Source organism: Cellulomonas sp. P1_C4, from assembly GCF_056406355.1.
Window position 1 is genome coordinate 1 of sequence record NZ_JBFUAI010000006.1, and the last position, 24,954, is coordinate 24,954.

The following is a 24,954-nucleotide window of genomic DNA, read 5'->3' on the forward strand; positions in this document are numbered from 1 at the left end:
GTGCTGCCGCGGTAGCCCTCGCCTCCGCCGGCGCCGCGGTACCCGCCGCCGCTACCGGACCCGCCGGTGCTGCCGCCGCGGTAGCCGCCCGCGCTCCCGCCGCGGCTCGCGCCGGACCCGCTGCTGCCGCGGGGCGCACCGGAGCGGGGCGCACCCGATCCGCCGCGCGAACCCGACTGTCCGCCGGACGATCCGGTGCCGCCTGTTCGTCGTTCCTGCGGGCTCATCTGATGTCTCCGATCGCCTGGTCGACACCCTCGAAGGAGTCGATGTCCGGCAGGTAGGGCGCGAGCGGAGGCATCTCGTCCAGGCTGGACAGCCCCATCCGCTCCAAGAAGTATCCCGTGGTCTGGTACAGCACCGCACCGCTGGAGGGATCGGTCCCCACCTCGGCGACCAGACCGCGGGTGGTGAGGGTGCGCACGACGCCGTCGACGTTGACGCCGCGGACCGCCGAGACCTGGCCACGGGTCACCGGTTGCCGGTAGGCGATCACGGCGAGCGTCTCGAGTGCGGCCTGTGTCAACCGAGCCGTCTGGCCCTCGAGCACGAAGCGTCCGACGACGTCGGCGTAGACCGGCGCCGAGTAGATCCGCCAACCCTCCCCCGCGCGCCGGACCTCGAAGCCGCGTGGTCGACCGCCGAGGTCGCCGCGGTACTCGGCGGCGAGCTCGTCGAGGAGCGCCTCGACGCGAGCCGTCGGCAGCGCGAGGACCGTCGCCAGCCGGACGGCCGGGATGGGCTCGTCGGCGACCATGAGCACCGCCTCGAGCGCCGCCAGCGCGCCGCCGGGCAGGTCGTCGACGTCGAAGGCGAGCTCGTCGGCCGCGGCGGACTCGACCGCGGCCGCCTCCTCGACGGGCGACTCGTCGGGAACGGGCTGCTCGGTCATGCGTCCTCCTCGGGTGCCCCGTCACGGGCGAGCTCGGCATCGAGCGTGGTGTCCAGCGTGTCGAAGTCGTCCGACACCTCCACCTCGCCGTCCTCGGCGCCCGTCCACCGCACGGTGAGCTCGCCGAGGGGTGTGACCTGGTCGAACGCGACCGCACCCTCCCGGAACAGCTCCAGCAGCGCGAGGAACCGGGCGACGACGACGATGGTCGCGTCGGCATCCGCGGTGAGCGCGCGGAACGACATCGAGCCCACGTGGCGCAGGCGGTCGACCAGCACGGCGGCCTGCTCCCGGACGCTCACCGCCGGGGCGTGCAGGTGGCTGATGTCGACGCCGGGCGGCGCGGCCCTCGGCATCGACGCCTTCGCCGCCAGCATCGCCAGCTGCTCGGGCCCGATCTGCCAGACCAGCTCGGGCAGCAGCGCCGCGAGGTGGGGCTCGAGCGTCACGAGACGCGGGAACCGGCGGCCCTCGGTGGCGAACCGCTCGGCCAGGTCCGCGGCGACCAGCTTGTACGCGCGGTACTGCAGCAGCCGCGCGAACAGCAGGTCGCGGGCCTCCAGCAGCTCGAGGTCCTCCGCGTCCTCGACGTCGGCCGACGGCAGCAGCCGGGCGGCCTTCATGTCGAGCAGCGTCGCGGCGATGACCAGGAACTCGCTCGCCTGGCCGAGGTCCCACTCCTTCTCCGCGGCGCGGATGTGCGCGATGAACTCGTCGGTGACCTGCGCGAGCGCGACCTCGGTGACGTCGAGCTTGTGCTTGGCGATCAGGCCGAGCAGGAGGTCGAACGGGCCGCTGAAGTTGGTGAGGTGGACCTCGAAGCCCTGCGTCCCCACAGGGGCGGGCGCGGCCGAGGAAGCCGTCGCGACGGGCTGCTCAGGGACCGCGCGCTGGTCAGGCGGCGTCGCCACGGGCGACGAGCTCACGGGCCAGCTGGCGGTAGGCGGCCGCACCGGCGTGCGTCGGGGCGTAGGTGGTGATGGGCTCGGCCGCCACCGTCGCGTCGGGGAACTTGACCGTGCGGCTGATGACCGTGTGCAGCAGCGTGTCGCCGAACGCCTCGTTCACGCGTGCGACGACCTCGCGCGCGTGCAGCGTGCGGGGGTCGTACATCGTGGCCAGGATGCCGTCGACCTCGAGCCGCGGGTTGAGCCGGTCACGCACCTTCTCGATGGTCTCGACCAGCAGCGCGACGCCGCGCAGCGCGAAGAACTCGCACTCGAGCGGGATGAGGACGCCGTGCGCGGCGGTCAGGGCGTTGACCGTGAGCAGGCCGAGGGACGGCTGGCAGTCGATCATCACGACGTCGTAGTCGTCGAGGATCGGGCGCAGCGTCCGCGAGAGCACCGACTCCCGGGCGACCTCCCCCACCAGCTGGACCTCGGCCGCCGAGAGGTCGATGTTCGCCGGCAGCAGGTCGAGGCCCGGGGTCGCCGTCTGCTGGATGAGCGAGCGGATGTCCGCGTCGCGCTCCATGAGCAGGTTGTAGACCGTGCGGTCCAGCTCGTGCGGGCTGATGCCCAGGCCCACCGACGCGGCCCCCTGCGGGTCGAAGTCGACGATGAGCACCTTGCGGCCGTACTCGGCGAGCGCGGCGGCCAGATTGATGGTGGTCGTCGTCTTGCCGACGCCGCCCTTCTGGTTGCACAGAGCGATGACGCGGGCCGGACCGTGGGAGGCGAGCGGCGGGGGCTCGGGGAAGACGGGCATCGGCCGCCCGACGGCGTCGAGCTGCGGGTCGGTCGTCTGCTGGCTCACCACGCGGGACAACCTACCGGAGCACGCGGCCCGATGACCGCGCGACAGACCGGGGCGGGCGTGACGCTCATCGCGCCCGCGGGTGCGCGGCGGCGTAGACCTCGCGCAGCGTGTCCGGGGTGACCATCGTGTAGATCTGCGTCGTCGTCACCGACGCGTGCCCCAGCAGCTCCTGCACCACGCGCACGTCCGCGCCGCCGGCCAGCAGGTGGGTGGCGAACGAGTGCCGCAGCGTGTGCGGCGAGATGTGCTCGGCACCGACCAGCCCGGCCCGCTCGGCGGCGACCCGGAGCACCGCCCATGCGCTCTGCCGGCTGAGCCGGGCCCCGCGCGTGTTCAGGAAGACGCCGGGCGACCCGCCCTTGCTCCCGACCGCCAGCGCAGGGCGCCCCCGCACCAGGTAGGCCTCGACGGCCTCCAGGGCGAACGACCCGAGCGGCACCACGCGCTCCTTGCTGCCCTTGCCGAACAGCCGTACGGCGGCCCGGCCCGGCGTGCGGTCGAGGTCGTCGACGTCCAGCCCGACCGCCTCCGAGATGCGCGCCCCGGTGCCGTACACGAGCTCGAGCAGCGCCCGGTCGCGCAGCGGGACGCTGCCGTCGCCCAGGCCGGCCGCGTCCAGCAGCCGCTCGACGTCGTCGACGGAGATCGCCTTCGGCAGCCGCTTCGGCTGGGCGGGGGGCTTGACCGTGCTGGCCGGGTCGAGGTTCGTCATCCCGTCGAGCAGCAGGAACTTGTGCCAGCCCCGGACCGCGACGACGATCCGCGCCGCCGAGGACGCCGACAGCGCGCTTCGTCCGTCGGAACCGGTGCGCACCGCGAGCAGGAAGCCCTCGACGTCCTGCTCGTCGACGTCGCCGGGCGTCGCGCGCCCGAGCCCGTGCAGGAACGCCGTGTACCGCGCGAGGTCCCGGCGGTAGGCCAGCAGGGTGTTGATGGACAGGCCGCGTTCGACCGTCAGGTGCGCCAGGTAGACCTCGAGCGCCTCGTCGATCGGCGTCGCGCTCATGTGACGCTCATCAGAAGGGCAGGAACACGTCCACCGCGATCGCGACGGACAGCAGCGTGAGGTACGTGATCGACGCGTGGAAGACGCTCATCGCCTTGAGCTTGCCCGCCTCCGGGTGCTCCGCCCGCCGCAGCAGGCCGATGCACGACCAGAGGAACCAGAGCCCGAGGGCCAGGGCGACGACGCCGTAGACCCAGGTCATGCCCTGCACGGGGACCAGCAGGAGCGAGCACGCGATCATGGCGACCGTGTACGCGATCATCTCCCGCGCGACCTTGGTGTCCTTGGCGACCACCGGCAGCATCGGGACGCCCGCGGCCGCGTAGTCGCGCCGGAACTTCATCGACAGCGGCCAGTAGTGCGGCGGCGTCCAGAAGAAGATCACGCCGAACAGCAGCGCCGCGGTCCACGACACGCCGCCCGTGACGGCCGACCAGCCGATGAGGACCGGCATGCAGCCGGCCGCGCCGCCCCACACGATGTTCTGCGGCGTGCGGCGCTTGAGGATCATCGTGTAGCCGACGACGTAGATGAGGATCGCGATCGCGGTGAGCCAGGCGGAGGCCGGGTTCACCATGACGGCGAGCCAGGCCAACGACGCGACGCCCAGCGCGAGCCCGAAGATCAGTGCCGCCCGCGGGGAGATCTCGCCGGTGACGATCGGCCGCCGCTTGGTGCGGTTCATGATCTTGTCGATGTCGCGGTCGAGGTAGCAGTTCAGGACGTTGGCCGAGCCGGCCGCGGCCGCCCCGCCGACGAGCGTCGCGACGACCAGCCCGAGGCTGGGGAACCCGCCCTCGGCCAGGATCATCGTCGGCAACGTGGTGACCAGCAGCAGCTCGATGACGCGCGGCTTGGTCAGCGCGATGTACGGACCGACCTTGCTGCGCACCCGGCCGACCGGACCGGCCGGGGCGATGGCAGCAGCAGCTGTCGGGGTCGACGCGGAGGACGCTCCGGCGTCTTCGACTGACAGGGGGCTGCTGAGGCGCACGCGCTGCGGTTCCGTTCGTGTTCCGAGAGGGGAAAGGTCGCGCAGCCATGCTACGGCCTGCACCTGCGCCGGGGCGCGACGCGGGCCCCGGATCGCCGCAGGGACCGTGTGAGTTCTGTCGCTCGGCGCTCCCGTGGTCACGCCCGGCGGTGGTGCCCAGGTGCGCTATAAGGTCGGAAGGCACGGTCCGACGACCGCCGAGACGGCGTGACGTCCCACCTGCCCGGCATCCCGCTGTGGGTGCTCGATCTCGTCCGACACGACATCCGGCCGACGGCGCGGGTGGAAATGAGGTGCGGTGAACGCGAAGGCTCCCCTGGCCACGACGGTCGGTTGGACCGACCTCGACCTGCGGGCGGTGGACACCGTGCGTGTCCTGGCCGCCGACGCGGTCGAGAAGGTCGGCAACGGCCACCCTGGGACGGCGATCAGCCTGGCCCCGGCCGCCTACCTGCTCTACCAGAACGTGCTCAGGCACGACCCGGCGGACCCGCACTGGCTCGGCCGGGACCGGTTCATCCTCTCCGCGGGACACTCCAGCCTGACCCAGTACATACAGCTCTACCTCGCCGGCTTCGGGCTCGAGCTCGAGGACCTGGAGGCGCTGCGCACCTGGGGCTCCAAGACCCCCGGGCACCCGGAGTACAAGCACACGACCGGCGTCGAGATCACCACGGGCCCGCTGGGCCAGGGCCTCGCCTCCGCCGTCGGCTTCGCGATGGCGTCGCGGCGCGAGCGCGGGCTGCTCGACCCCGAGGCCGCGCCGGGCACCAGCCCGTTCGACCACTTCGTCTACGTCATCGCCTCCGACGGCGACCTGCAGGAGGGCGTCACCTCCGAGGCGTCGTCGATCGCCGGCACCCAGGAGCTCGGCAACCTCATCGTGCTGTGGGACGACAACCACATCTCGATCGAGGGCGACACCGAGATCGCCTTCACCGAGGACGTCGTCGCGCGCTATGAGGCGTACGGCTGGCACGTCCAGTTCGTCGACTGGACCGGCGGTCCCGACGGGTACCGCGAGGACGTCGACGCCCTGCACGCCGCGATCGAGGCCGCCAAGGCCGTCACCGACCGCCCGTCGTTCATCGGCCTGCGCACCCTCATCGCGTGGCCGACGCCCACGAAGACCAACGACCACTCGTCGCACGGGTCCAAGCTCGGCGGCGAGGCGATCAAGGGTCTCAAGGAGCTGCTGGGCTTCGACCCCGAGAAGACGTTCKAGGTCGACCCCGAGGTCATCGCGCACACCCGCGGACTGTCGGAGCGCACCGCGCCGGTGAAGGCCGAGTGGCAGGCCGCGTTCGACGCCTGGCGCGCCGCCAACTCCGACAACGCGGCGCTGCTCGACCGGCTCGTCGCCGGTGACCTTCCGGACGGCTGGACCGACGCGCTCCCCGTGTTCCCCGCGGGCAAGGCCGTCGCCACCCGCGCGGCGTCCGGCGAGGTGCTCAGCGCGCTCGCGCCGGTGCTGCCCGAGCTGTGGGGCGGCTCGGCCGACCTCGCGGGCTCCAACAACACGACGATGAAGGGCGAGCCGTCCTTCCTCCCCGCCAAGCGCTCGACCCACGAGTTCGCGGGCGACGAGTTCGGTCGCACGCTGCACTTCGGCATCCGCGAGCACGCGATGGGCGCGATCCTGTCGGGCATCCGGCTGCACGGCCTCACCCGGCCGTACGGCGGGACGTTCTTCACGTTCAGCGACTACATGCGCGGCTCGGTCCGGCTCGCCTCCCTCATGGGGGTGCCCGCGGTCTACGTGTGGACGCACGACTCCATCGGTCTCGGCGAGGACGGCCCGACGCACCAGCCGATCGAGCACCTCGCGGCCGTCCGCGCGATCCCCGGTCTCTCCGTGGTCCGCCCGGCCGACGCCAACGAGACGGCGGCGGCGTGGGCCGCGACCATCGAGCACACCAGCGGGCCTGTCGCCCTCGTCCTCACGCGCCAGAACGTCCCGACGTTCCCGCGCGGCGAGGACGGCTTCGCGACGACCGAGGGCGTGGCTCGTGGCGCCTACGTCCTGCTCGAGGCGAGCAGCGGGACGCCGGACGTCATCCTCATCGGCACCGGGTCCGAGGTGCAGCTCGCCGTCGCCGCGCGGGAGACGCTCGAGGCCGCCGGTGTGGCCACCCGCGTGGTCTCCGCGCCGTCGCTCGAGTGGTTCGCCGAGCAGGACGAGGACTACCGCCAGTCGGTGCTGCCCTCGTCGGTCAAGGCGCGCGTCTCGGTCGAGGCAGGCATCGCGCTGTCCTGGCACAAGATCGTCGGCGACGCCGGCCGCTCGGTCTCGATCGAGCACTACGGCGCGTCCGCGGACGACAAGACGCTCTTCCGCGAGTTCGGGTTCACGCCCGAGGCGGTCGTCGCCGCCGCGCACGAGTCGATCGCGGCAGCGCGCGGAGGTGCCGGTCCGGCGACCACCGCGGGCCTCCCGAACAACGCTGGTCTGACCGGCGACCAGCAGGTCTGAGTCTGAACGGTCACGCCGCCCCGGCACGACCGGGGCGGCGTGCGGGAGAAGGGGATCGACCATGGCACCGAGCAGCACCCCCCTGGCACGGCTGGCGGACGCCGGCGTCGCGATCTGGCTGGACGACCTCTCGCGCGAGCGGCTGCGCACGGGGAACCTCGCCCAGCTGGTCGCCGACAAGGGCGTCGTCGGCGTGACCACCAACCCGTCGATCTTCGCGAGCGCGCTCGCGAAGGGCGACGCCTACGACGAGCAGCTCCGGGAGCTGGCCGCGGACGGCGCCGACGTCGACGCCGCGGTGTTCCGGATCACGACCGACGACGTGCGGCAGGCGGCGGACGTGCTCCGCCCGGTCTACGACGCCACCGACGGGGTGGACGGACGGGTGTCCATCGAGGTGGACCCGCGGCTCGCCAAGGACACCGAGGCCACGATCGCCTCCGCCAAGTCGCTCTGGTCGACGGTGGACCGGCCGAACGTCTTCATCAAGATCCCGGCCACCCGCGAGGGTCTCCCGGCCATCACGGCCGTGCTCGCCGAGGGCATCAGCGTCAACGTCACGCTGATCTTCTCGCTCGAGCGCTACGGCGCGGTCCTCGACGCGTTCGAGAGCGGCCTGGAGAAGGCGAAGGCCAACGGGCACGACCTGGCGCCGATCGCCTCGGTGGCCTCGTTCTTCGTCTCGCGCGTCGACACGGCGATCGACCCGCTGCTCGACAAGATCGGCACCCCCGAGGCCGCCGCGCTGCGCGGCAAGGCGGCCATCGCCAACGCCCGCCTCGCGTACGGGCTCTACCAGGAGGTCGTCGCCGACGAGCGCTGGACGGCCCTCGCCGCCGCCGGAGCACACCCTCAGCGGCCCCTCTGGGCGTCCACGGGCGTCAAGGACAAGGCGTACCCGGACACGCTCTACGTCGACGAGCTCGTCGTGGCCGGCGTGGTCAACACCATGCCGGAGAAGACGCTGGACGCGGTGGCGGACCACGGAGGCGACGCCCACGACACGGTCACGGGGACCCGAGCCGAGGCCGAGGCCGTGATCGCGGGCCTGCGCGACCTCGGCATCGACATCGACGACGTCACCGAGCAGCTGGAGGTCGAGGGCGTGGACAAGTTCACCGCGAGCTGGGGTGAGCTCCTGACCACCGTCTCCGACGGCCTCGCCGGCGCCGCCAAGCAGGTCACGTCCGGGGACGCCAGGTGAGTCCGAACAAGGTCGGGCCGGGCCAGAACCCGCTCCGGGACCCCCGCGACCGCCGACTCCCCCGGATCGCCGGCCCCTGCGGCCTCGTGATCTTCGGGGTCACGGGCGACCTCGCGCGCAAGAAGCTCATGCCCGCGGTGTACGACCTCACCAACCGCGGCCTGCTCCCGCCGGGCTTCGCGCTCACCGGCTTCGCCCGGCGCGACTGGGCGACGCAGGACTTCGCGGAGATCGTGCACGACTCGGTCAAGGAGCACGCCCGGACGCCGTTCCGGGAGGCCACGTGGCGCCAGCTGTCGGAGGGCATCCGGTTCGTCCAGGGCACCTTCGACGACGACGACGCGTTCGACCGGCTGCGCGACACCGTCGAGGAGCTCGACGTGTCCCGGGGCACGGGCGGCAACCACGCGTTCTACCTGTCGATCCCGCCGAGCTCGTTCCCGGTCGTGTGCAAGCAGCTGGCCCGGTCAGGGCTCTCCCAGCCCGCGGAAGGGACGTGGCGCCGCGTCGTCATCGAGAAGCCGTTCGGCCACGACCTCGCCAGCGCGCGTGAGCTCAACGACATCGTGTCGGACGTCTTCCGCCCCGACGACATCTTCCGGATCGACCACTACCTGGGCAAGGAGACGGTGCAGAACCTGCTGGCCCTGCGCTTCGCCAACCAGCTGTACGAGCCCATCTGGAACGCCAACTACGTCGACCACGTGCAGATCACGATGGCCGAGGACATCGGCATCGGCGGCCGCGCGGGCTACTACGACGGCATCGGCGCGGCCCGGGACGTCATCCAGAACCACCTCCTGCAGCTGCTCGCCCTCACGGCGATGGAGGAGCCGGCCTCGTTCGAGGCACAGAGCCTCACCGCGGAGAAGATCAAGGTCCTCTCGGCCGTCAAGCTCCCCCGCGACCTCGGCAAGCACACGGCCCGCGGGCAGTACGCCGCGGGCTGGCAGGGCGGCGAGAAGGTCGTCGGCTACCTCGAGGAGGAGGGCTTCGACCCGAACTCCACCACCGAGACGTTCGCCGCCATCCGGGTCGACATCGACAACCGCCGCTGGGCCGGCGTGCCCTTCTACCTGCGGACCGGCAAGCGGCTCGGGCGCCGGGTCACCGAGATCGCGGTCGTCTTCAAGCGCGCGCCCCACCTGCCGTTCGAGTCGACCGCCACGGAGGAGCTGGGCAAGAACGCCCTGGTCATCCGCGTGCAGCCGGACGAGGGCGTGACCCTGCGGTTCGGCGCCAAGGTGCCCGGCACAGCCATGGAGGTCCGTGACGTCACGATGGACTTCGGCTACGGCCACGCCTTCACCGAGTCCTCCCCCGAGGCCTACGAGCGCCTCATCCTCGACGTCCTCCTGGGCGACCCGCCGCTGTTCCCGCGGCACGAGGAGGTCGAGCTGGCCTGGAAGGTGCTCGACCCGGTCACGTCGTACTGGGCCGGCAAGGGCAAGCCGGAGGAGTACCGATCGGGCACATGGGGCCCGGAGTCGGCGGACAAGATGATGGCCCGCGACGGGCGCGTCTGGAGGCGGCCATGATCATCGAGATGCCCGACACCACCACCCGCGACATCAACAAGCGCCTGCTCAAGGAACGCGACGAGGGCGGCGCGATCGCCCTCGGCCGCGTGCTGACCCTGATCATCCCCGTGGGTGACCGGGACCCCGACGAGGCGATCGACGCCGCGAACGACGCCAGCCGCGAGCACCCGTGCCGCGTCATCGTCATCGCGAACGACACCAAGGAGCGGACGTCCACGCTGGACGCCCAGATCCGGCTCGGCGGCGACGCAGGCGCGAGCGAGGTGCTGGTGCTGCGCCCGTCCGGGCAGCTCGAGCGCCACCTGGACACGCTCGTCATCCCGTTGCTGCTCCCCGACACACCCATCGTCACCTGGTGGCCCTACGAGATCCCCGAGAACGTCGCCGAGGCGCAGCTCGGTCGCATGGCGACCCGCCGCATCACCGACTCGACCCAGGTCGCACGCCCGAACGCGGCGCTGCGCAAGCTCGCCGCGTCCCACGTCGACGGCAACACGGACCTCGCGTGGACCCGCGCGACACTCTGGCGCGGGCTCATCGCCGCGACACTCGACCAGCCACCCTACGAGCCGGTGCACAAGGCCGTCGTCGTCGGCGAGAGCAGCCACCCGTCGGTCGACCTGATGGCCGCGTGGCTCGCCTACGCGCTGAAGGTCCCCGTCGAGGTCGAGCGCGTCAAGGACGCACTGGCGATCACGCAGGTGCGGCTGGAGCGCTCGTCGGGCGACATCGTGCTCGACCGCCCGGACGGCAAGACGGCCGCCCTGCGGCAGCCCGAACAGCCCGAGCACCGGATCGCCCTGCCCATCCGCCAGCTGCGCGAGTGCCTGGCCGAGGAGCTGCGGCGGCTCGACGCGGACGAGGTCTACGGCGAGGTGCTGCAGAAGGGTCTCGCGAGGATCGACGCATGACCCGCGACGTCGTCGTCCACCCGGACGCACGGGTGCTCGCGGAGTCGGTGGCGGCCCGGCTGCTCACGCACCTGGTCGACGTGCAGTCGCACCGCTCCCCCGTGCACGTCGTGCTCACGGGCGGCACGGTAGGCATCGCGTCGCTGAAGGCCGTCGCGGCGAGCCCGGTGCGGGACGCCGTCGACTGGTCCGGCGTGCACCTGTGGTGGGGCGACGAGCGGTTCCTGCCCGACGGAGATCCCGACCGCAACGAGACACAGGCGCGGGACGCCCTCATTGACGCGCTGGGCGACGCCCTGCCGCTCGAGAACGTGCACGTCATCCCCGCCCGGTCCGACTACGTGCCGACGCCCGAGGCATCGGCCGACGCCTACGCGCAGACGTTCGCGGAGGCGGGTTCACCGGCCTTCGACGTGCTGCTGCTCGGCATGKGGCCCGACGGGCACGTCGCGTCGCTGTTCCCGGGCCACGAGGCGCTGACGGTCACCGGCCGACCCACGGTCGGTGTCCACGGCTCCCCCAAGCCGCCGCCGGAGCGCGTCTCGCTGACCTACGACGCCATCCACGCCGCGCGCGAGGTCTGGGTGGTCGCGTCCGGTGCGGAGAAGGCCACCGCCGTCGCCTCGGCGCTGCGCGGTGCCCCGGTGACCACGACACCGGCCTCGGGCGCCCTGGGGACCGAGCGGACGCTCTGGCTGGTGGACATCGCCGCGACCGAGGGCCTGGGCACCCCCGCCGCGCTGTCCACCGCGTCGTCGGCGTTCCCGGCCCCGGCCGAGACGGAGGCCGACCTCTGGACCCGGGTCGACCACTACTTCGGCGCGCTCGTGCCCGAGGACGTCGCGCTGAGGGACACCCGGCACGCCGCCGCGTCCGGCGGTCTGCCCGACATCGCCGTCGCCCCCAACCAGGGCAAGCTCCTGCACCTGCTGGCGCAGGCCACAGGCGCGCGGCGGATCCTCGAGGTGGGCACGCTCGGCGGGTACAGCACGCTGTGGCTCGCCCGCGCCCTGCCCGCCGACGGCCACCTCACCACCCTCGAGCTCGAGCCCGAGCACGCCCGCGTGGCGACGGGGTCCCTGACCCGTGCCGGCGTGGACGGGCTGGTCGACGTCCTCGTGGGTCGGGCGGCCGACACCCTCGACGGGCTGATCGCCGACGGGACCGAGCCCTTCGACCTGGTGTTCATCGACGCCGACAAGGAGTCGATCCCGCACTACCTCGAGCAGACGCTGTCGCTCACGCACCCGGGGTCGGTGGTGATCGTCGACAACGTGGTCCGCGGCGGTGCCGTGGTCGACGCCAACCACCCGGACGAGCGCGTCCAGGGCGTGCGCGCGATGGTCGAGCTGCTCAGCAACCACCGGCGCTACGACGGCACCGTGATCCAGACGGTGGGCACCAAGGGGTACGACGGGTTCGCCCTGCTCCGCGTGCTCGACTGAGACCGGATGACGACGAAGGGCCCCCGAGTCTCGGGGGCCCTTCGTCGTCTGTGCTGGGTCAGCCGCCGCGCTTGGCGCGCAGGGCCGCGAGTGCCTCGTCGAGGATCGCGGCGCCGTCCTCGTCGGACCGCCGCTCCTTCACGTAGGCGAGGTGCGTCTTGTACGGCTCGTTCTTCGACGGCGACGGAGGGTTCTCCTGATCCTGCCCGGCGGGGAACCCGCAGCGGGGGCAGTCCCAGGTCACCGGGGCGTCGAGTGCCGCTTCCTCGGCGAAGCTGGGGCGCGTCTCGTGGCCGTTGGCGCACCAGTACGACACCCAGATCCGTGGAGCGGTGTCCCCGCGCTCGGCCTCGCCCATCGGGCCGGCGCCGACTCGCGACCCCCTGATCGCACTACCGCTCGCCATCGTCTACCGCCTCAGACCGTACGCTCGAGGAGACCGAGCAGGATGATGATCGCCGTCCACAGGAGCGCGGTGCCGATCGTGATGCGGTTCAGGTTCCGCTCCGCCACGCCTGAGCTTCCGGCGCTGCTCGTGATGCCGCCACCGAACATGTCCGACAGGCCACCGCCCTTGCCCTTGTGCAGCAGGACGAGCGGGATGAGCAGGAGGCTGGTCAGCACCAGCAGCACAGAGAGCGCGATACGAAGGCCAGTCACGTCGGTGTCAGTTCCTTACTGGGCGGGCACGTCGACGGCGGCTGAGCCGGCGACGTTGCGGTGGACCGCGGTACAGGGTAGGCGACGAGTGGGGCGATAAGCCACCACCTCGCCCAGGCGGGTCCCAGCAGTCTCCCGGGACCCACCTGCGACGGCCTCAGAGACCGACGGCGTGCGACTGGTAGCGCGCGATCGCGGCGAACTCCTCGGGGTCCAGGCTCGCGCCGCCGACGAGCGCGCCGTCGACGTCGGGCTTGGCCATGATCGAGGCGACGTTCGACGACTTCACGGAACCGCCGTAGAGCACGCGCACCGCGTCGGCCGTCGCGGCGTCGTACAGCTCGCCGATCCGGGTGCGGATGGCCGCGGCCAGCTCCTGCGCGTCCTCGGGGGTCGCCGTCTCGCCGGTGCCGATGGCCCACACGGGCTCGTAGGCGACGACAATCGTGGCGACCTGCTCGGCCGTGAGGCCGGCCAGCGCGCCGTCCAGCTGCGCGAGCGTGTGCGGCACGTGCTCGCCGGCCTTGCGGACGTCGAGCACCTCCCCGACGCACAGGATGGGGATCAGGCCGGCGCTGAGCGCGGACTTGACCTTCGCGTTGACCAGCTCGTCGGACTCGTTGTGGTACTCGCGGCGCTCCGAGTGGCCCACCGCGACGTACGTGACGCCGAGCTTGGCCAGGAACGCCGGCGAGATCTCGCCCGTGTACGCCCCGGAGGTGTGCGCCGACACGTCCTGCGCGCCGTAGACGAGCTCGAGCTTGTCGGCGTCCACGAGCGTCTGGACGCTGCGCAGGTCGGTGAACGGCGGCAGCACGGCCACCTCGACCTTGGCGAAGTCGTGCCGGGCGTCCTTGAGCGTCCACGCGAGCTTCTGCACCGTGTGCGTGGCCTGGTGGTGGTCCAGGTTCATCTTCCAGTTGCCCGCCATCAGCGGGGTACGAGTCGCCACGATCAGTCCTCCAGAACCGCGATGCCGGGGAGCGTCTTGCCCTCGAGGAACTCGAGGCTCGCGCCACCACCGGTCGAGATGTGTCCGAACCCGGCCTCGTCGAAGCCGAGCGTGCGCACGGCCGCGGCGGAGTCGCCACCGCCGACGATCGTGAAGCCGCCGTTGGTGCCCGCGTCGACCAGCGCCTGCGCGACGGCGCGCGTGCCGCCGGAGAACGCCTCGAACTCGAACACGCCCGCCGGGCCGTTCCAGACGATGGTCTTGGCGTCGACGATCTTGCTCGCGAAGAGCTTGCTGGACTCGGGGCCGATGTCGAGCCCGATCTTGCCGTCGGGAATCGCGTCGGCCGGGACGACCTGCGCCGGAGAGTCCGCCTTGAACTCGTCGGCGACGACGATGTCCGTCGGCAGCACGATCTCGACGCCGGCCTCCTCGGCCTGCGCCAGGTAGCCCTTGACCGTCTCGATCTGGTCCGCCTCGAGCAGCGAGTTGCCGACCGAGTGGCCCTTGGCCGCCAGGAAGGTGAAGAGCATGCCGCCGCCGATGAGCAGGCGGTCCGCCTTGGTCAGCAGGTTGGCGATGACGCCGAGCTTGTCGGACACCTTCGAGCCGCCGAGGACGACCACGTAGGGCCGCTCGGGGTCGTCGGTCGCCTTGCGCAGCGACGCGACCTCCTTGAGGACGAGCTTGCCGACGGCGTGCGGCAGCACCAGCGCGACGTCGTAGACCGAGGCCTGCTTGCGGTGTACGACGCCGAAGCCGTCGGACACGAAGACATCGGCCAGCTCTGCCAGCTCGCCGGCCAGCTCCGCGCGCTCGGCGTCGACCTTGGACGTCTCCCGCGGGTCGAACCGGATGTTCTCGAGCAGGGCGATCTCGCCGTCCTGCAGCGCCGCCACGGTGGCCTTCGCCGAGTCGCCGACGACGTCCGTCGCCAGGGCCACGGGCTGGCCGAGCAGCTCGGAGAGGCGCGCGGCGACGGGCGCGAGCGAGTACTTGTCCTCGGGGGCACCCTTCGGGCGGCCGAGGTGGGCTGTGACGACGACCCGCGCGCCGGCGGCGAGGAGCGCCTGGAGCGTCGGGAGGGCCGCGCGCACGCGGCCGTCGTCGGTGATGGTCGTGCCGTCGAGCGGCACGTTGAAGTCGGAGCGGACGAGCACGCGCTTGCCGCGCAGGTCGCCGAGGTCCTCGATGGTCTTCATGCGTCTTCTTCCCTTGACTCGAGCAGGGCCGGACACGGCAGCGTCCGCGTGCGCCGGGGCCACAAGGGCCGGGGCGCACGCGGACGCATGACCGTCACTACAGGTGCGACGTGACCGTCAGAGACGCTCGCCGACGTACGTGGTGAGCGCGACGAGGCTGTTCGAGTAGCCCCACTCGTTGTCGTACCAGGCGATGATCTTGACCAGGTCGCCGCTCACCTTGGTGAGCTTCGAGTCGAAGATGCTCTGGTGCGGGTTCGTGACGATGTCGCTCGACACGATCTCGTCGTCGACGTACTCGAGGATGCCCTTGAGCGGGCCGTCGGCGGCGGCCTTGACCGCGGCGTTGACCTCCTCGACGGTGACCTCGCGCGACGCCGTGAACGTCAGGTCCGTGGCCGAGCCCGTGATGACCGGGACGCGGAGGGCGAAGCCGTCGAGCTTGCCCTTGAGCTCCGGGAGCACGAGCGCGACGGCCTTGGCCGCACCGGTGGACGTGGGGACGATGTTCTGCGCGGCGGCGCGGGCGCGACGCAGGTCCTTGTGGGGGCCGTCCTGCAGGTTCTGGTCACCCGTGTAGGCGTGGATCGTGGTCATGAGGCCACGCTCGATGCCGATCGAGTCGTTGAGCGCCTTGGCCACGGGGGCCAGGCAGTTCGTGGTGCACGACGCGTTCGAGATGATGTGCTGCGTCGCGGCGTCGTACGACTCGTGGTTCACGCCGACGACGAACGTCGCGTCCTCGTTCTTCGCCGGGGCGGAGATGATGACCTTCTTGGCGCCGGCCTCGAGGTGGGCCTTCGCCTTGGTGGCGTCCGTGAAGAAGCCGGTCGACTCGATGACGATGTCCGCGCCCAGCTCCTTCCAGGGGAGGCTGGCGGGGTCGCGCTCGGCGAGGGCACGGATCTTCTTGCCGTCGACGATGATGTTCTCGTCGTCGAAGTCGACGCTGAGCGGGAAACGACCGAGCACCGTGTCGTACTTCAGCAGGTGCGCGAGCGTCTTGTTGTCCGTGAGGTCGTTCACGCCGACGATCTCGATGTCGGCACCGGACGCGATGATCGCCCGGTAGAAGTTACGCCCGATACGGCCGAAGCCGTTGATACCGACGCGGATGGTCACTTGCCCTCCTCGGCAGCGCCGACGGGGGGCCGGCGCACACATTTTGGTGATGGGGTCACGCACGCCGCTGTGCGCTCCGGACGTCTACGGCACGGGCTGTCTCACATGCCCAACACGTGACCGTCGTGTGACGTTCGGATGACATGACCCTATACCAGTGACCGGGCTCACGCGGTGACGAAGGTCCCTCGTGAGACGGCCGCGGGGGCACCGCGGGCCAGGTCAGAGATCGAGCAGGTCCGGGCTGAGCCCGGCCTCGGTGTCCGGGATCCCCAGCTCCGCGGCACGCTTGTCCGCGGTCGCCAGCAGGCGCCGGATGCGGCCCGCCACGGCGTCCTTGGTCAGCGTGGGCACGGCGAGCTTGCCCAGCTCCTCCAGCGACGCCTCCTTGTGCGCGAGCCGCAGCTCCCCGGCCTCGCGCAGGTGCTCCGGCAGCTCGTCGCCGAGGATCTCGAAGGCCCGCTCGACGCGGGCACCCGCGGCGACCGCGGCGCGCGCCGAGCGGCGCAGGTTCGCGTCGTCGAAGTTGGCGAGCCGGTTGGCCGTGCCGCGGACCTCGCGCCGCACGCGGCGTTCCTCCCAGACCAGCACGGTCTCGTGCGCGCCGAGCCGGGTGAGCATCGCGCTGATCGCGTCACCGTCGCGGATGACAACGCGGTCGATGCCTCGGACCTCGCGCGCCTTGGCGGCGATGCCCAGCCGACGCGCGGCCCCGACGAGCGCGAGCGCCGCCTCCGGGCCGGGGCACGTGACCTCGAGCGCCGACGACCGGCCCGGCTCGGTGAGTGAGCCGTGCGCGAGGAACGCGCCGCGCCAGGCCGCCTCGGCCTCCGCGACGCCAGCCGACACGACCTGCGGCGGCAGCCCACGGACGGGACGTCCCCGGTTGTCGAGCAGACCCGTCTGGCGGGCGAGCGACTCGCCGTCCTTGACGACGCGGACCACGTACCGGCTGCCGCGGCGCAGACCGCCGCCCGACACGACGATGACCTCGCTCTCGTGCCCGTACACCTCGGCGATCGCCTGTCGCAGACGCCGGGCGGCGATGCCCGTGTCCAGCTCCGCCTCGATGACGATCCGACCCGAGATGATGTGCAAGCCCCCGGCGAACCTCAGGGTGGCCGAGACCTCGGCCTTCCGTGAGGACGTCTTGTCCACCTTCAGACGGGCGAGCTCGTCCTTCACCTGTGCCGTCAACGCCATGGCTGCATCCTGCCATTGCAGGACACGTGCCCGGGACCGCTCCCGTCACCTACCTGGCCGGGTTCTCGCGGGTCCCGACATCCCCGAGGAAGCCGTCCAGCACGTCGGAGTAGGCCCCAGCGAGCCGCAGCGGGTCGTGCCGCGGCGTGCCGTCGCCCCGGCTGACCTGCCGCAGCAGGAGACGTGCCCCCAGGTCCGCGCTCCGCGCGGCAAGCGCCGCGACGTCCTCGACGGCAGACGGGTCCGCGACGACGGCGTCCACCCGGAGCTCGGGCGCGTGCACCCGGAGCACGTCGAGGTACTGGTCGGCGCTCATGCCCGCCGTCTCCCCCGATTCACCCGACGAGAGGTTGAGGGTCAGGATCGTGCGCGCCCCCGTTCGGCCCAGCGCGTCGCGCAGCCCAGGCACCAGCAGGTGCGGGAGGACTGACGTGTACCAGGAGCCCGGCCCGAGGACGACCCAGTCGGCGGACTCGATGGCCTCCACGGCCTCCGGGCACGCGGGCGGGTCCGCGGGTTCGAGGCGCACCTGCGTGATGGTCCCGCTCGTGACGGCGACGGCGCTCTGCCCGACCACGAGGCTGGTGGCTCCCCCGGGCTCGACGACGTCGGCCTCGATGAGCAACGGCACGGAGGTCATCGGCAAGACCCGACCGCGGGCGCCCAGCAGCTTGCCCACCCAGTCGAGCCCCTCGACGGTGTCGCCCAGCAGCTCCCAGAGCGCGACGATGAGCAGGTTCCCCACCGCATGGTTGTCCAGGTCCCCCGACGAGCGGAACCGGTGCTGCAGCAGGTCGCGCCAGGTGCGGCCCCAGTCCGAGTCGTCGCAGAGCGCGGCGAGGGCCATCCGGAGGTCGCCGGGCGGCAGGACGCCGAGCTCGTCGCGCAGGCGGCCCGAGGATCCGCCGTCGTCGGCGACCGTGACGACGGCGGTGATGCGGTCGGTCATCAGCCGGAGGGCCGACAGTGATGCCGACAGGCCGTGCCCACCACCCAGAGCGACGACGGCCGGCGCGGCCGCCCTCATTCCTTGCCGAGGTCGCGGGCCGACACCGCGACGAGGTGCCCCCGCTCCCGCAGCTTCGTCGCGATGGCCTCGCTGACGGCCACCGAGCGGTGCTTGCCGCCCGTGCAGCCGACCGCGATGGTCACGTACCGCTTCTCCTCGTTCAGGTACCCGGCCAGCACCGGCTCGAGGGCGTCGACGTACCGGTCGATGAAGGTCACGGCGCCGGGCAGGCCCAGCACGTAGTCGCGCACCGGGGCGTCGCGTCCCGTGAGGTGCCGCAGCTCGGTGATCCAGTACGGGTTGGCCAGGAACCGCATGTCGACCACGTGGTCGGCGTCCAGCGGGATCCCGTACTTGAACCCGAAGGACACGACCGAGATCCGCAGCACGTCGTCGGCGGCGCTGGCGACCACGGCCCGGACCTCGCGGGCCAGGTCGTGCACGTTGAGCTCCGAGGTGTCGATCAGGGTGTCGGCCCGCTCCCGCAGGTCGGCGAGGATCGCGCGCTCCTCGGCGATGCCGTCGAGGATCCGCCCCTGACCCTGCAGCGGGTGCGGCCGCCGGACCTGCTCGAACCGCCGCACCAGTACCTCGTCCGAGGCGTCGAGGAACAGGATCCGGTACTCGATGCCCGACGCGCGCAGCCCCTGGAGCACGGGCGACAGGTCCCGGAAGAACTCGCGCCCGCGCACGTCGATGACGGCGGCGAGCCGCTGCGCCCCGGCGCCGGCCGGCCCGCTGGTGAGCATCCCGACGAGGTGGGTGAGCATCTGGGCCGGCAGGTTGTCGATGACGTACCAGTCGAGGTCCTCGAGCACCGCGGCGGCCCGCGTGCGGCCCGCACCGGACATGCCGGTGATGATGAGGACCTGCGGCTGGCTCAGGTGGGGCGCCTCGGTGGCCGCCTCGAGGGCGGGGATCCCGGCGGGCACCGTGATCGGCGAAGGCTCGTCGCTCATGCGTCCAGCATGCCAGCCGGCTCGGTAGCCGGGGCTGCCGCCACACCCGGCGCGGCCAGCGCGGCGACCACCGCCGCCGCCGTCCGGTCCCCCATGCCCTGCACGGACGCGATCTCCTCGACCGACGCCGCACGCAGCCGCTTCACGGACCCGAAGTGCCGGAGCAGCGCCGCCTGCCGGGCCGGCCCGAGTCCCGGCACGCCGTCCAGCACCGACGTCGTCATGCCCTTGCTCCGGCGCTTGCGGTGCGCGGTGATCGCGAACCGGTGCGCCTCGTCGCGCAACCGCTGGAGCAGGTAGAGGCCCTCGGAGCTGCGCTGGAGGATCACCGGGTACTCCTCCCCCGGCAACCACACCTCCTCGAGCCGCTTGGCCAGCCCGACCAGGGCGACGTCGTCGATGCCGAGCTCCGCCATGGCCGCAGCGGCCGCCGCGACCTGCGGCGGTCCGCCGTCCACGACGACGAGGTTCGGCGGGTAGGCGAAGCGGACCGGCTTGCCGGTGACCTCGTCGATCGGCCCCGAGCGCAGCGGCTGGTCGTCGTCGTCCTCGCCGATGCCCAGCTCGACGTCCCGCGCATCCGCCCGGTCGGCCAGGTACCGCCGGAACCGCCGGGTGATGACCTCGTGCATGGCCGCCGTGTCGTCGCGCGCGCCCTGCCCCTCCGGACCGCGGACGGTGAACAGCCGGTACTCGCTCTTGCGCGCGAGGCCGTCCTCGAAGACGACCATCGACGCCGACTGGTAGGTGCCCTGGTTGTGCGACACGTCGTAGCACTCGATGCGCAGCGGGGCGGACGCCAGGTCCAGCGCCTCCTGGATCTCCTGCAGCGCCTGGCTGCGGGTGGTCAGGTCGCCCGCGCGCCGGGTGCGGTGCAGCACGAGCGCGTGCTCGGCGTTGCGGTGCACGGTCTCCGCCAGCTCGCGCTTGTCGCCCCGCTGCGGCACGCGCACCGAGACCTTGCTGCCGCGCAGGCCCGTCAGCCACGCCTGCACCTGGTCGACGTCGGGCGGGAGCACGGGGACCAGCACCTCGCGCGGGACCGCCGACGAACCGGGGTCCCCATCACCGGAGGCCTCGTTGCCGTAGATCTGCTGCAAGAGGTGCTCGACGAGCTCGGCGTCGGTGACGTCCTCGACCTTCTCGACCACCCACCCGCGCTGGCCGCGGATGCGTCCGTCGCGCACGTGGAACACCTGGACGGCCGCCTCCAGCTCGTCGCCGGACAGCGCGAAGATGTCCGCGTCCGTGCCGTCCGCCAGCACCACCGCGTTCTTCTCGGTGGCCCGCTCGAGGGTCGCGATGTCGTCGCGCAGGCGTGCCGCGCGCTCGAACTCCAGCTCCGCCGACGCCTCCTTCATGCGCGCCGTCAGCCGCCGCGTGAACTTCGCCGTGTCGCCCGCCATGAAGTCGCAGAAGTCCTGGGCGAGCTGGTGGTGGTCGTCGGGCGAGATGCGGCCGACACAGGGCGCCGAGCACTTGTCGATGTACCCGAGCAGGCAGGGCCGGCCCTGCTGGTGCGCCCGCTTGAACACGCCCGCCGAGCACGTGCGGACCGGGAACACGCGCAGCAGCAGGTCGACGGTCTCGCGGATGGCCCAGGCGTGCGCGTAGGGGCCGAAGTAGCGGGTGCCTATGCGCTTGGCGCCGCGCATCACCTGGATGCGCGGGAACTCGTCGGCCATCGTGACGGCGAGGTACGGATACGACTTGTCGTCCCGGTACTTCACGTTGAAGCGCGGGTCGAACTCCTTGATCCAGGAGTACTCGAGCGCGAGCGCCTCGACCTCGGTGCCCACGACCGTCCACTGCACCGAGGCGGCCGTGGTGACCATCTGCCGGGTGCGCTGGTGCAGGCCGGAGAGGTCCTGGAAGTAGCTGGACAGGCGCGAGCGCAGGCTCTTGGCCTTGCCGACGTAGATGACGCGGCCGTGCTCGTCGCGGAAGCGGTAGACGCCCGGCGAGTCGGGGATCTCCCCCGGTGCGGGGCGGTACGTGGCGGGATCAGCCATGCGTTCGAGCGTAGTTCGCGAGACCGACGCTGCAGACCGCCCACGGCGTTGCCGACGCCGTTACCGTGGAGCGATGGGCCCCCTCCACACGTACTCCGTCGACGTCACCTGGACCGGCGCCGGTGCCACCGGCACGTCGAGCTACACCTCGTACAGCCGCGACCACGAGGTGCGCATCGGCTCGAAGCCCCCGCTCCTCGGGTCGTCGGACCCGTCGTTCCGGGGAGACCCGTCCCGGTACAACCCCGAGGAGCTGCTGGTCAGCGCGCTGGCCCAGTGCCACATGCTCTGGTTCCTGCACCTCGCGTCGGCCGCCGGCGTCGTGGTCGTCGGGTACGAGGACAAGGCCGTGGGCACCATGCGGATCGAGGCGGCGGGCCACGGTCAGTTCCGTGAGGTCGTCCTGCGGCCGCGGGTCACCGTCGCCCCCGGCGCGCACCTGCCCGCGGGCGGCGCGGTGACGGACGCCGTGCTCGGCGGAATCCATCACCAGGCGCACGAGCACTGCTTCATCTCGCGGTCGGTCAACTTCCCCGTCCGGCACGAGCCCGTCCCGGTCCGGATGGCCGTCGCGGGCTGACGTCCCCTCGGCGGGGCCGACCAGCCCCGCGCCGGTCACGCCGGGACGCGCTGCTTGACGGCGCGGCGCTTCTTCACCGGCTGCGCGACCGGTTCGAGCACCTCGGCCAGGAACCGGCCGGTGTGGCTCGCCTCGACCGAGGCAATGTGCTCCGGGGTTCCCTCGGCGATGACCAGGCCACCGCCGCTGCCGCCCTCGGGACCCATGTCGATCACCCAGTCGGCGTTCTTGATGACGTCGAGGTTGTGCTCGATCACGATGACGGAGTTGCCCTTGTCGACCAGCGACTGCAGCACCCCGAGCAGCTTGCGGATGTCCTCGAAGTGCAGACCCGTGGTCGGCTCGTCGAGCACGTAGATCGTGCGCCCGGTCGAGCGCCGCTGGAGCTCCGCGGCGAGCTTGACGCGCTGGGCCTCGCCGCCGGAGAGCGTCGGGGCCGGCTGGCCGAGCCGGACGTATCCGAGGCCCACGTCGACCAGGGTGCGCAGGTGCCGCGAGATCGCGGGCACCGCGGCGAAGAACTCCGCGGCCTCCTCGATCGGCATGTTGAGCACGTCGGCGACCGTCTTGCCCTTGAAGTGCACCTCGAGCGTCTCGCGGTTGTACCGCGCGCCGTGGCAGACCTCGCACGGTACGTAGACGTCGGGCAGGAAGTTCATCTCGATCTTCAGCGTGCCGTCGCCCGAGCACGCCTCGCAGCGGCCGCCCTTGACGTTGAAGGAGAAGCGCCCCGGCGTGTAGCCGCGCACCTTCGCCTCGGTGGTCTCCGCGAAGAGGCGGCGGACGTGGTCCCAGACGCCGGTGTACGTGGCCGGGTTGGACCGCGGCGTGCGGCCGATAGGCCCCTGGTCCACGTGCACGACCTTGTCCAGGTGCTCCAGGCCGGTGACGCGCTTGTGCCGGCCGGCGACCTGCCGGGCGCCGTTGAGCTCGTTGGCCAGCACCGTGTAGAGGATCGCGTTGACCAGCGTCGACTTGCCCGACCCCGAGACGCCGGTGACGGCGGTGAGCACGCCCAGCGGGAACGACACGTCGATGCCCTGCAGGTTGTGCTCGCGGGCCCCGACGACGGTCAGCTGCCGCGCCGTGTCGGTGGGCCGTCGCTCGTTCGGCATCGGGATGGTCCGCCGGCCCGACAGGTACGCCCCCGTCACCGACTCGGTCGACGCCAGCAGGCCCGCGAGGTCGCCCGAGTGGACCACCCGCCCGCCGTGCTCGCCCGCGCCCGGACCGATGTCAACGATCCAGTCCGCCGTGCGGATGGTGTCCTCGTCGTGCTCGACGACGATGAGCGTGTTGCCCAGGTCCCGCAGGCGCGTCAGCGTGTCGATCAGGCGGCGGTTGTCCCGCTGGTGCAGCCCGATGGACGGCTCGTCCAACACGTAGAGCACGCCGACCAGGCCGGAGCCGATCTGCGTCGCCAGCCGGATGCGCTGCGCCTCGCCGCCCGACAGCGTCGCCGCGGGGCGGGTCAGCGACAGGTAGTCGAGGCCCACGTCGAGCAGGAAGCCGAGCCGCGCCTGGATCTCCTTGAGCACCTGCGCGGCGATCGCCTTCTCGCGCTCGCCGAGCTCGAGCCCGTCGAGGAACTCGCGCGCCTCCCGGATGGGCAGGGTGCAGACCTCGGCGATGGACCGACCGCCGACCTTCACGGCGAGGACCTCGGGCTTGAGCCGCGCACCCTCGCACACGGGGCACGGCACCTCGCGCATGAAGGCCTCGTACTTCTCCTTGCTCCAGTCCGAGTCGGTCTCGTTGTGCCGGCGCTCGAGGAACGTGATGACGCCCTCGAACCCGGTCGAGTACTGGCGCTCGCGGCCCCAGCGGTTCTTGTAGCGGACCTTCACCTCGTGGTTCTGTCCGTGCAGCACCGCGTCCTTGGCGCGCTGCGGGAGAGCCCGCCACGGCACGGACGTCGAGAAGCCCATGTCCGCGGCCAGCGCGCTGAGCACCCGGGCGAAGTACTCGCTGGAGATCTGCGACCACGGGGCGACCGCACCGTCGTCGAGCGACAGGTCCTCGTCCGGGACGACCAGGTCGGGGTCCACCTCGAGGCGTGAGCCGATGCCGGTGCACTCCGGGCAGGCGCCGTACGGCGCGTTGAACGAGAACGTCCGCGGCTCGATCTCGTCCAGCGTGAGCACGTGGTCGTTCGGGCAGGCGCGGTGCTCGGAAAACCGACGCTCGCGGTTCAGGTCGTCGATGTCGGCGTCGACCAGCTCGACGACCAGGAGACCGCCGGCCAGGCCGAGCGCTGTCTCGACGGAGTCCGTGAGCCGGCGCTGGACACCCTCGCGGGCGACCAGGCGGTCGATGACGACCTCGATGTCGTGCTTGAGCTTCTTCTCGAGCGCGGGGGGCTCGGTGAGCTGCACGACCTCGCCGTCCACGCGGGCGCGGGCGAAGCCCTTGGCCTGCAGCTCCTTGAACAGGTCCGCGTACTCGCCCTTGCGGCCGCGGACCACCGGCGCGAGGACCTGGTACCGGGTGCCCCCGGGGAGCTCGAGCAGCCGGTCGACGATCTGCTGCGGGGTCTGGGCGGTGACGCGCTCGCCGCAGATCGGGCAGTACTGGGTGCCGGCGCGCGCATACAGCAGCCGCAGGTAGTCGTAGACCTCGGTGATCGTGCCGACCGTCGAGCGCGGGTTGCGGTTGGTCGACTTCTGGTCGATCGACACCGCCGGCGACAGGCCCTCGATGAAGTCGACGTCGGGCTTGTCCATCTGCCCGAGGAACTGCCGCGCGTACGCGGACAGCGACTCCACGTAGCGCCGCTGGCCCTCCGCGAAGATCGTGTCGAACGCCAGCGACGACTTGCCCGAACCGGACAGACCGGTGAACACGATGAGCTTGTCGCGCGGGAGATCGACGTCGACGTTGCGAAGGTTGTGCTCGCGGGCGCCCTGCACCACCAGTCGTTCGTTCACGGCGGGGAGTCTACGTGGCGCCACCAACAATCGCACATCTGTTCGACGTGAGCGAACGCACACGGGTCCGACGTGCCGCTCCTCCGCCACCGGTCCATGCT

The 24,954-nt window shown here is 71.8% G+C and carries 22 protein-coding genes; 6 read left to right on the plus strand and 16 right to left on the minus strand.

Annotated features, from left to right (window positions below):
* The 6 genes from AC1DYZ_RS05650 to AC1DYZ_RS05675 form a co-directional block, all read right to left on the minus strand.
* On the minus strand, positions 1–227 hold a 227-nt coding region (locus AC1DYZ_RS05650), incomplete at its 3' end, for a hypothetical protein (RefSeq protein ID WP_477064227.1).
* Positions 224–892: an SMC-Scp complex subunit ScpB gene (scpB, locus tag AC1DYZ_RS05655; protein WP_477064228.1), complete on the minus strand. Its 669-nt coding sequence runs from the start codon at positions 890–892 to the stop codon at positions 224–226. The genes AC1DYZ_RS05650 and scpB, both read right to left, overlap by 4 nt.
* The gene (locus tag AC1DYZ_RS05660) at positions 889–1,803 is read right to left on the minus strand and encodes a segregation and condensation protein A (protein ID WP_477064229.1); all 915 of its coding nucleotides are present in this window, start codon (positions 1,801–1,803) and stop codon (positions 889–891) included. The genes scpB and AC1DYZ_RS05660 overlap by 4 nt, the downstream gene beginning before the upstream one ends.
* Complete coding sequence (locus AC1DYZ_RS05665; protein ID WP_477064414.1) at positions 1,787–2,602, minus strand: ParA family protein; 816 nt, start codon at positions 2,600–2,602, stop codon at positions 1,787–1,789. The genes AC1DYZ_RS05660 and AC1DYZ_RS05665 overlap by 17 nt, the downstream gene beginning before the upstream one ends.
* Before the next feature lie 115 nt (positions 2,603–2,717).
* Positions 2,718–3,659: a site-specific tyrosine recombinase XerD gene (locus tag AC1DYZ_RS05670; protein WP_477064230.1), complete on the minus strand. Its 942-nt coding sequence runs from the start codon at positions 3,657–3,659 to the stop codon at positions 2,718–2,720.
* Between the two features lie 10 nt (positions 3,660–3,669).
* A complete protein-coding gene (locus AC1DYZ_RS05675; RefSeq protein WP_477064415.1) occupies positions 3,670–4,578 on the minus strand; it encodes a heme o synthase in 909 nt (302 codons plus the stop codon).
* A gap of 373 nt (positions 4,579–4,951) precedes the next feature.
* On the opposite strand from AC1DYZ_RS05675, the gene tkt reads away from it, so the two are divergent.
* The 5 genes from tkt (at position 4,952) to pgl (ending at position 12,227) form a co-directional block, all read left to right on the plus strand.
* The gene (tkt, locus tag AC1DYZ_RS05680; RefSeq protein WP_477064231.1) at positions 4,952–7,126 is read left to right on the plus strand and encodes a transketolase; all 2,175 of its coding nucleotides are present in this window, start codon (positions 4,952–4,954) and stop codon (positions 7,124–7,126) included.
* Positions 7,127–7,187: 61 nt separating this feature from the next.
* A complete protein-coding gene (gene tal / locus AC1DYZ_RS05685) occupies positions 7,188–8,330 on the plus strand; it encodes a transaldolase (RefSeq protein ID WP_477064232.1) in 1,143 nt (380 codons plus the stop codon).
* Positions 8,327–9,868: a glucose-6-phosphate dehydrogenase gene (gene zwf, locus AC1DYZ_RS05690; protein ID WP_477064233.1), complete on the plus strand. Its 1,542-nt coding sequence runs from the start codon at positions 8,327–8,329 to the stop codon at positions 9,866–9,868. Before tal ends, zwf begins: the two co-directional genes overlap by 4 nt.
* Complete coding sequence (locus AC1DYZ_RS05695) at positions 9,865–10,782, plus strand: glucose-6-phosphate dehydrogenase assembly protein OpcA (protein ID WP_477064234.1); 918 nt, start codon at positions 9,865–9,867, stop codon at positions 10,780–10,782. Before zwf ends, AC1DYZ_RS05695 begins: the two co-directional genes overlap by 4 nt.
* Positions 10,779–12,227, plus strand: coding sequence for a 6-phosphogluconolactonase (gene pgl, locus AC1DYZ_RS05700; RefSeq protein ID WP_477064235.1), 1,449 nt, complete (start codon positions 10,779–10,781; stop codon positions 12,225–12,227). The genes AC1DYZ_RS05695 and pgl overlap by 4 nt, the downstream gene beginning before the upstream one ends.
* Positions 12,228–12,285: 58 nt before the next feature.
* Here the strand turns inward: pgl and AC1DYZ_RS05705 are convergent, their stop codons facing one another.
* From AC1DYZ_RS05705 to uvrC, 9 genes are all read right to left on the minus strand, one after another.
* On the minus strand, positions 12,286–12,633 hold the full coding sequence (locus AC1DYZ_RS05705) for an RNA polymerase-binding protein RbpA (protein WP_370503994.1): 348 nt from the start codon (positions 12,631–12,633) through the stop codon (positions 12,286–12,288).
* An 11-nt stretch (positions 12,634–12,644) separates the two neighbouring features.
* Positions 12,645–12,887, minus strand: coding sequence for a preprotein translocase subunit SecG (secG, locus tag AC1DYZ_RS05710; RefSeq protein WP_456824596.1), 243 nt, complete (start codon positions 12,885–12,887; stop codon positions 12,645–12,647).
* Positions 12,888–13,044: 157 nt separating this feature from the next.
* A complete protein-coding gene (gene tpiA / locus AC1DYZ_RS05715) occupies positions 13,045–13,839 on the minus strand; it encodes a triose-phosphate isomerase (RefSeq protein ID WP_456824595.1) in 795 nt (264 codons plus the stop codon).
* A gap of 2 nt (positions 13,840–13,841) precedes the next feature.
* Positions 13,842–15,041: a phosphoglycerate kinase gene (locus AC1DYZ_RS05720; protein ID WP_477064236.1), complete on the minus strand. Its 1,200-nt coding sequence runs from the start codon at positions 15,039–15,041 to the stop codon at positions 13,842–13,844.
* 117 nt (positions 15,042–15,158) lie between these two features.
* On the minus strand, positions 15,159–16,163 hold the full coding sequence (gap, locus tag AC1DYZ_RS05725; protein ID WP_477064237.1) for a type I glyceraldehyde-3-phosphate dehydrogenase: 1,005 nt from the start codon (positions 16,161–16,163) through the stop codon (positions 15,159–15,161).
* Positions 16,164–16,385: 222 nt separating this feature from the next.
* Positions 16,386–17,366, minus strand: coding sequence for a DNA-binding protein WhiA (gene whiA, locus AC1DYZ_RS05730; protein ID WP_477064238.1), 981 nt, complete (start codon positions 17,364–17,366; stop codon positions 16,386–16,388).
* Between the two features lie 49 nt (positions 17,367–17,415).
* Entirely contained in the window at positions 17,416–18,393 is a 978-nt protein-coding gene (locus AC1DYZ_RS05735) for a gluconeogenesis factor YvcK family protein (RefSeq protein ID WP_477064239.1), read from the minus strand.
* Positions 18,390–19,334: an RNase adapter RapZ gene (rapZ, locus tag AC1DYZ_RS05740; RefSeq protein ID WP_477064240.1), complete on the minus strand. Its 945-nt coding sequence runs from the start codon at positions 19,332–19,334 to the stop codon at positions 18,390–18,392. The genes AC1DYZ_RS05735 and rapZ overlap by 4 nt, the downstream gene beginning before the upstream one ends.
* Complete coding sequence (gene uvrC / locus AC1DYZ_RS05745; protein ID WP_477064241.1) at positions 19,331–21,346, minus strand: excinuclease ABC subunit UvrC; 2,016 nt, start codon at positions 21,344–21,346, stop codon at positions 19,331–19,333. Before uvrC ends, rapZ begins: the two co-directional genes overlap by 4 nt.
* A gap of 73 nt (positions 21,347–21,419) precedes the next feature.
* Between uvrC and AC1DYZ_RS05750 the strand changes: the two genes are divergently transcribed.
* The gene (locus AC1DYZ_RS05750; RefSeq protein ID WP_477064242.1) at positions 21,420–21,926 is read left to right on the plus strand and encodes an OsmC family protein; all 507 of its coding nucleotides are present in this window, start codon (positions 21,420–21,422) and stop codon (positions 21,924–21,926) included.
* A gap of 35 nt (positions 21,927–21,961) precedes the next feature.
* Here the strand turns inward: AC1DYZ_RS05750 and uvrA are convergent, their stop codons facing one another.
* Complete coding sequence (gene uvrA, locus AC1DYZ_RS05755; RefSeq protein ID WP_477064243.1) at positions 21,962–24,853, minus strand: excinuclease ABC subunit UvrA; 2,892 nt, start codon at positions 24,851–24,853, stop codon at positions 21,962–21,964.
* Positions 24,854–24,954 lie beyond the last annotated feature (101 nt).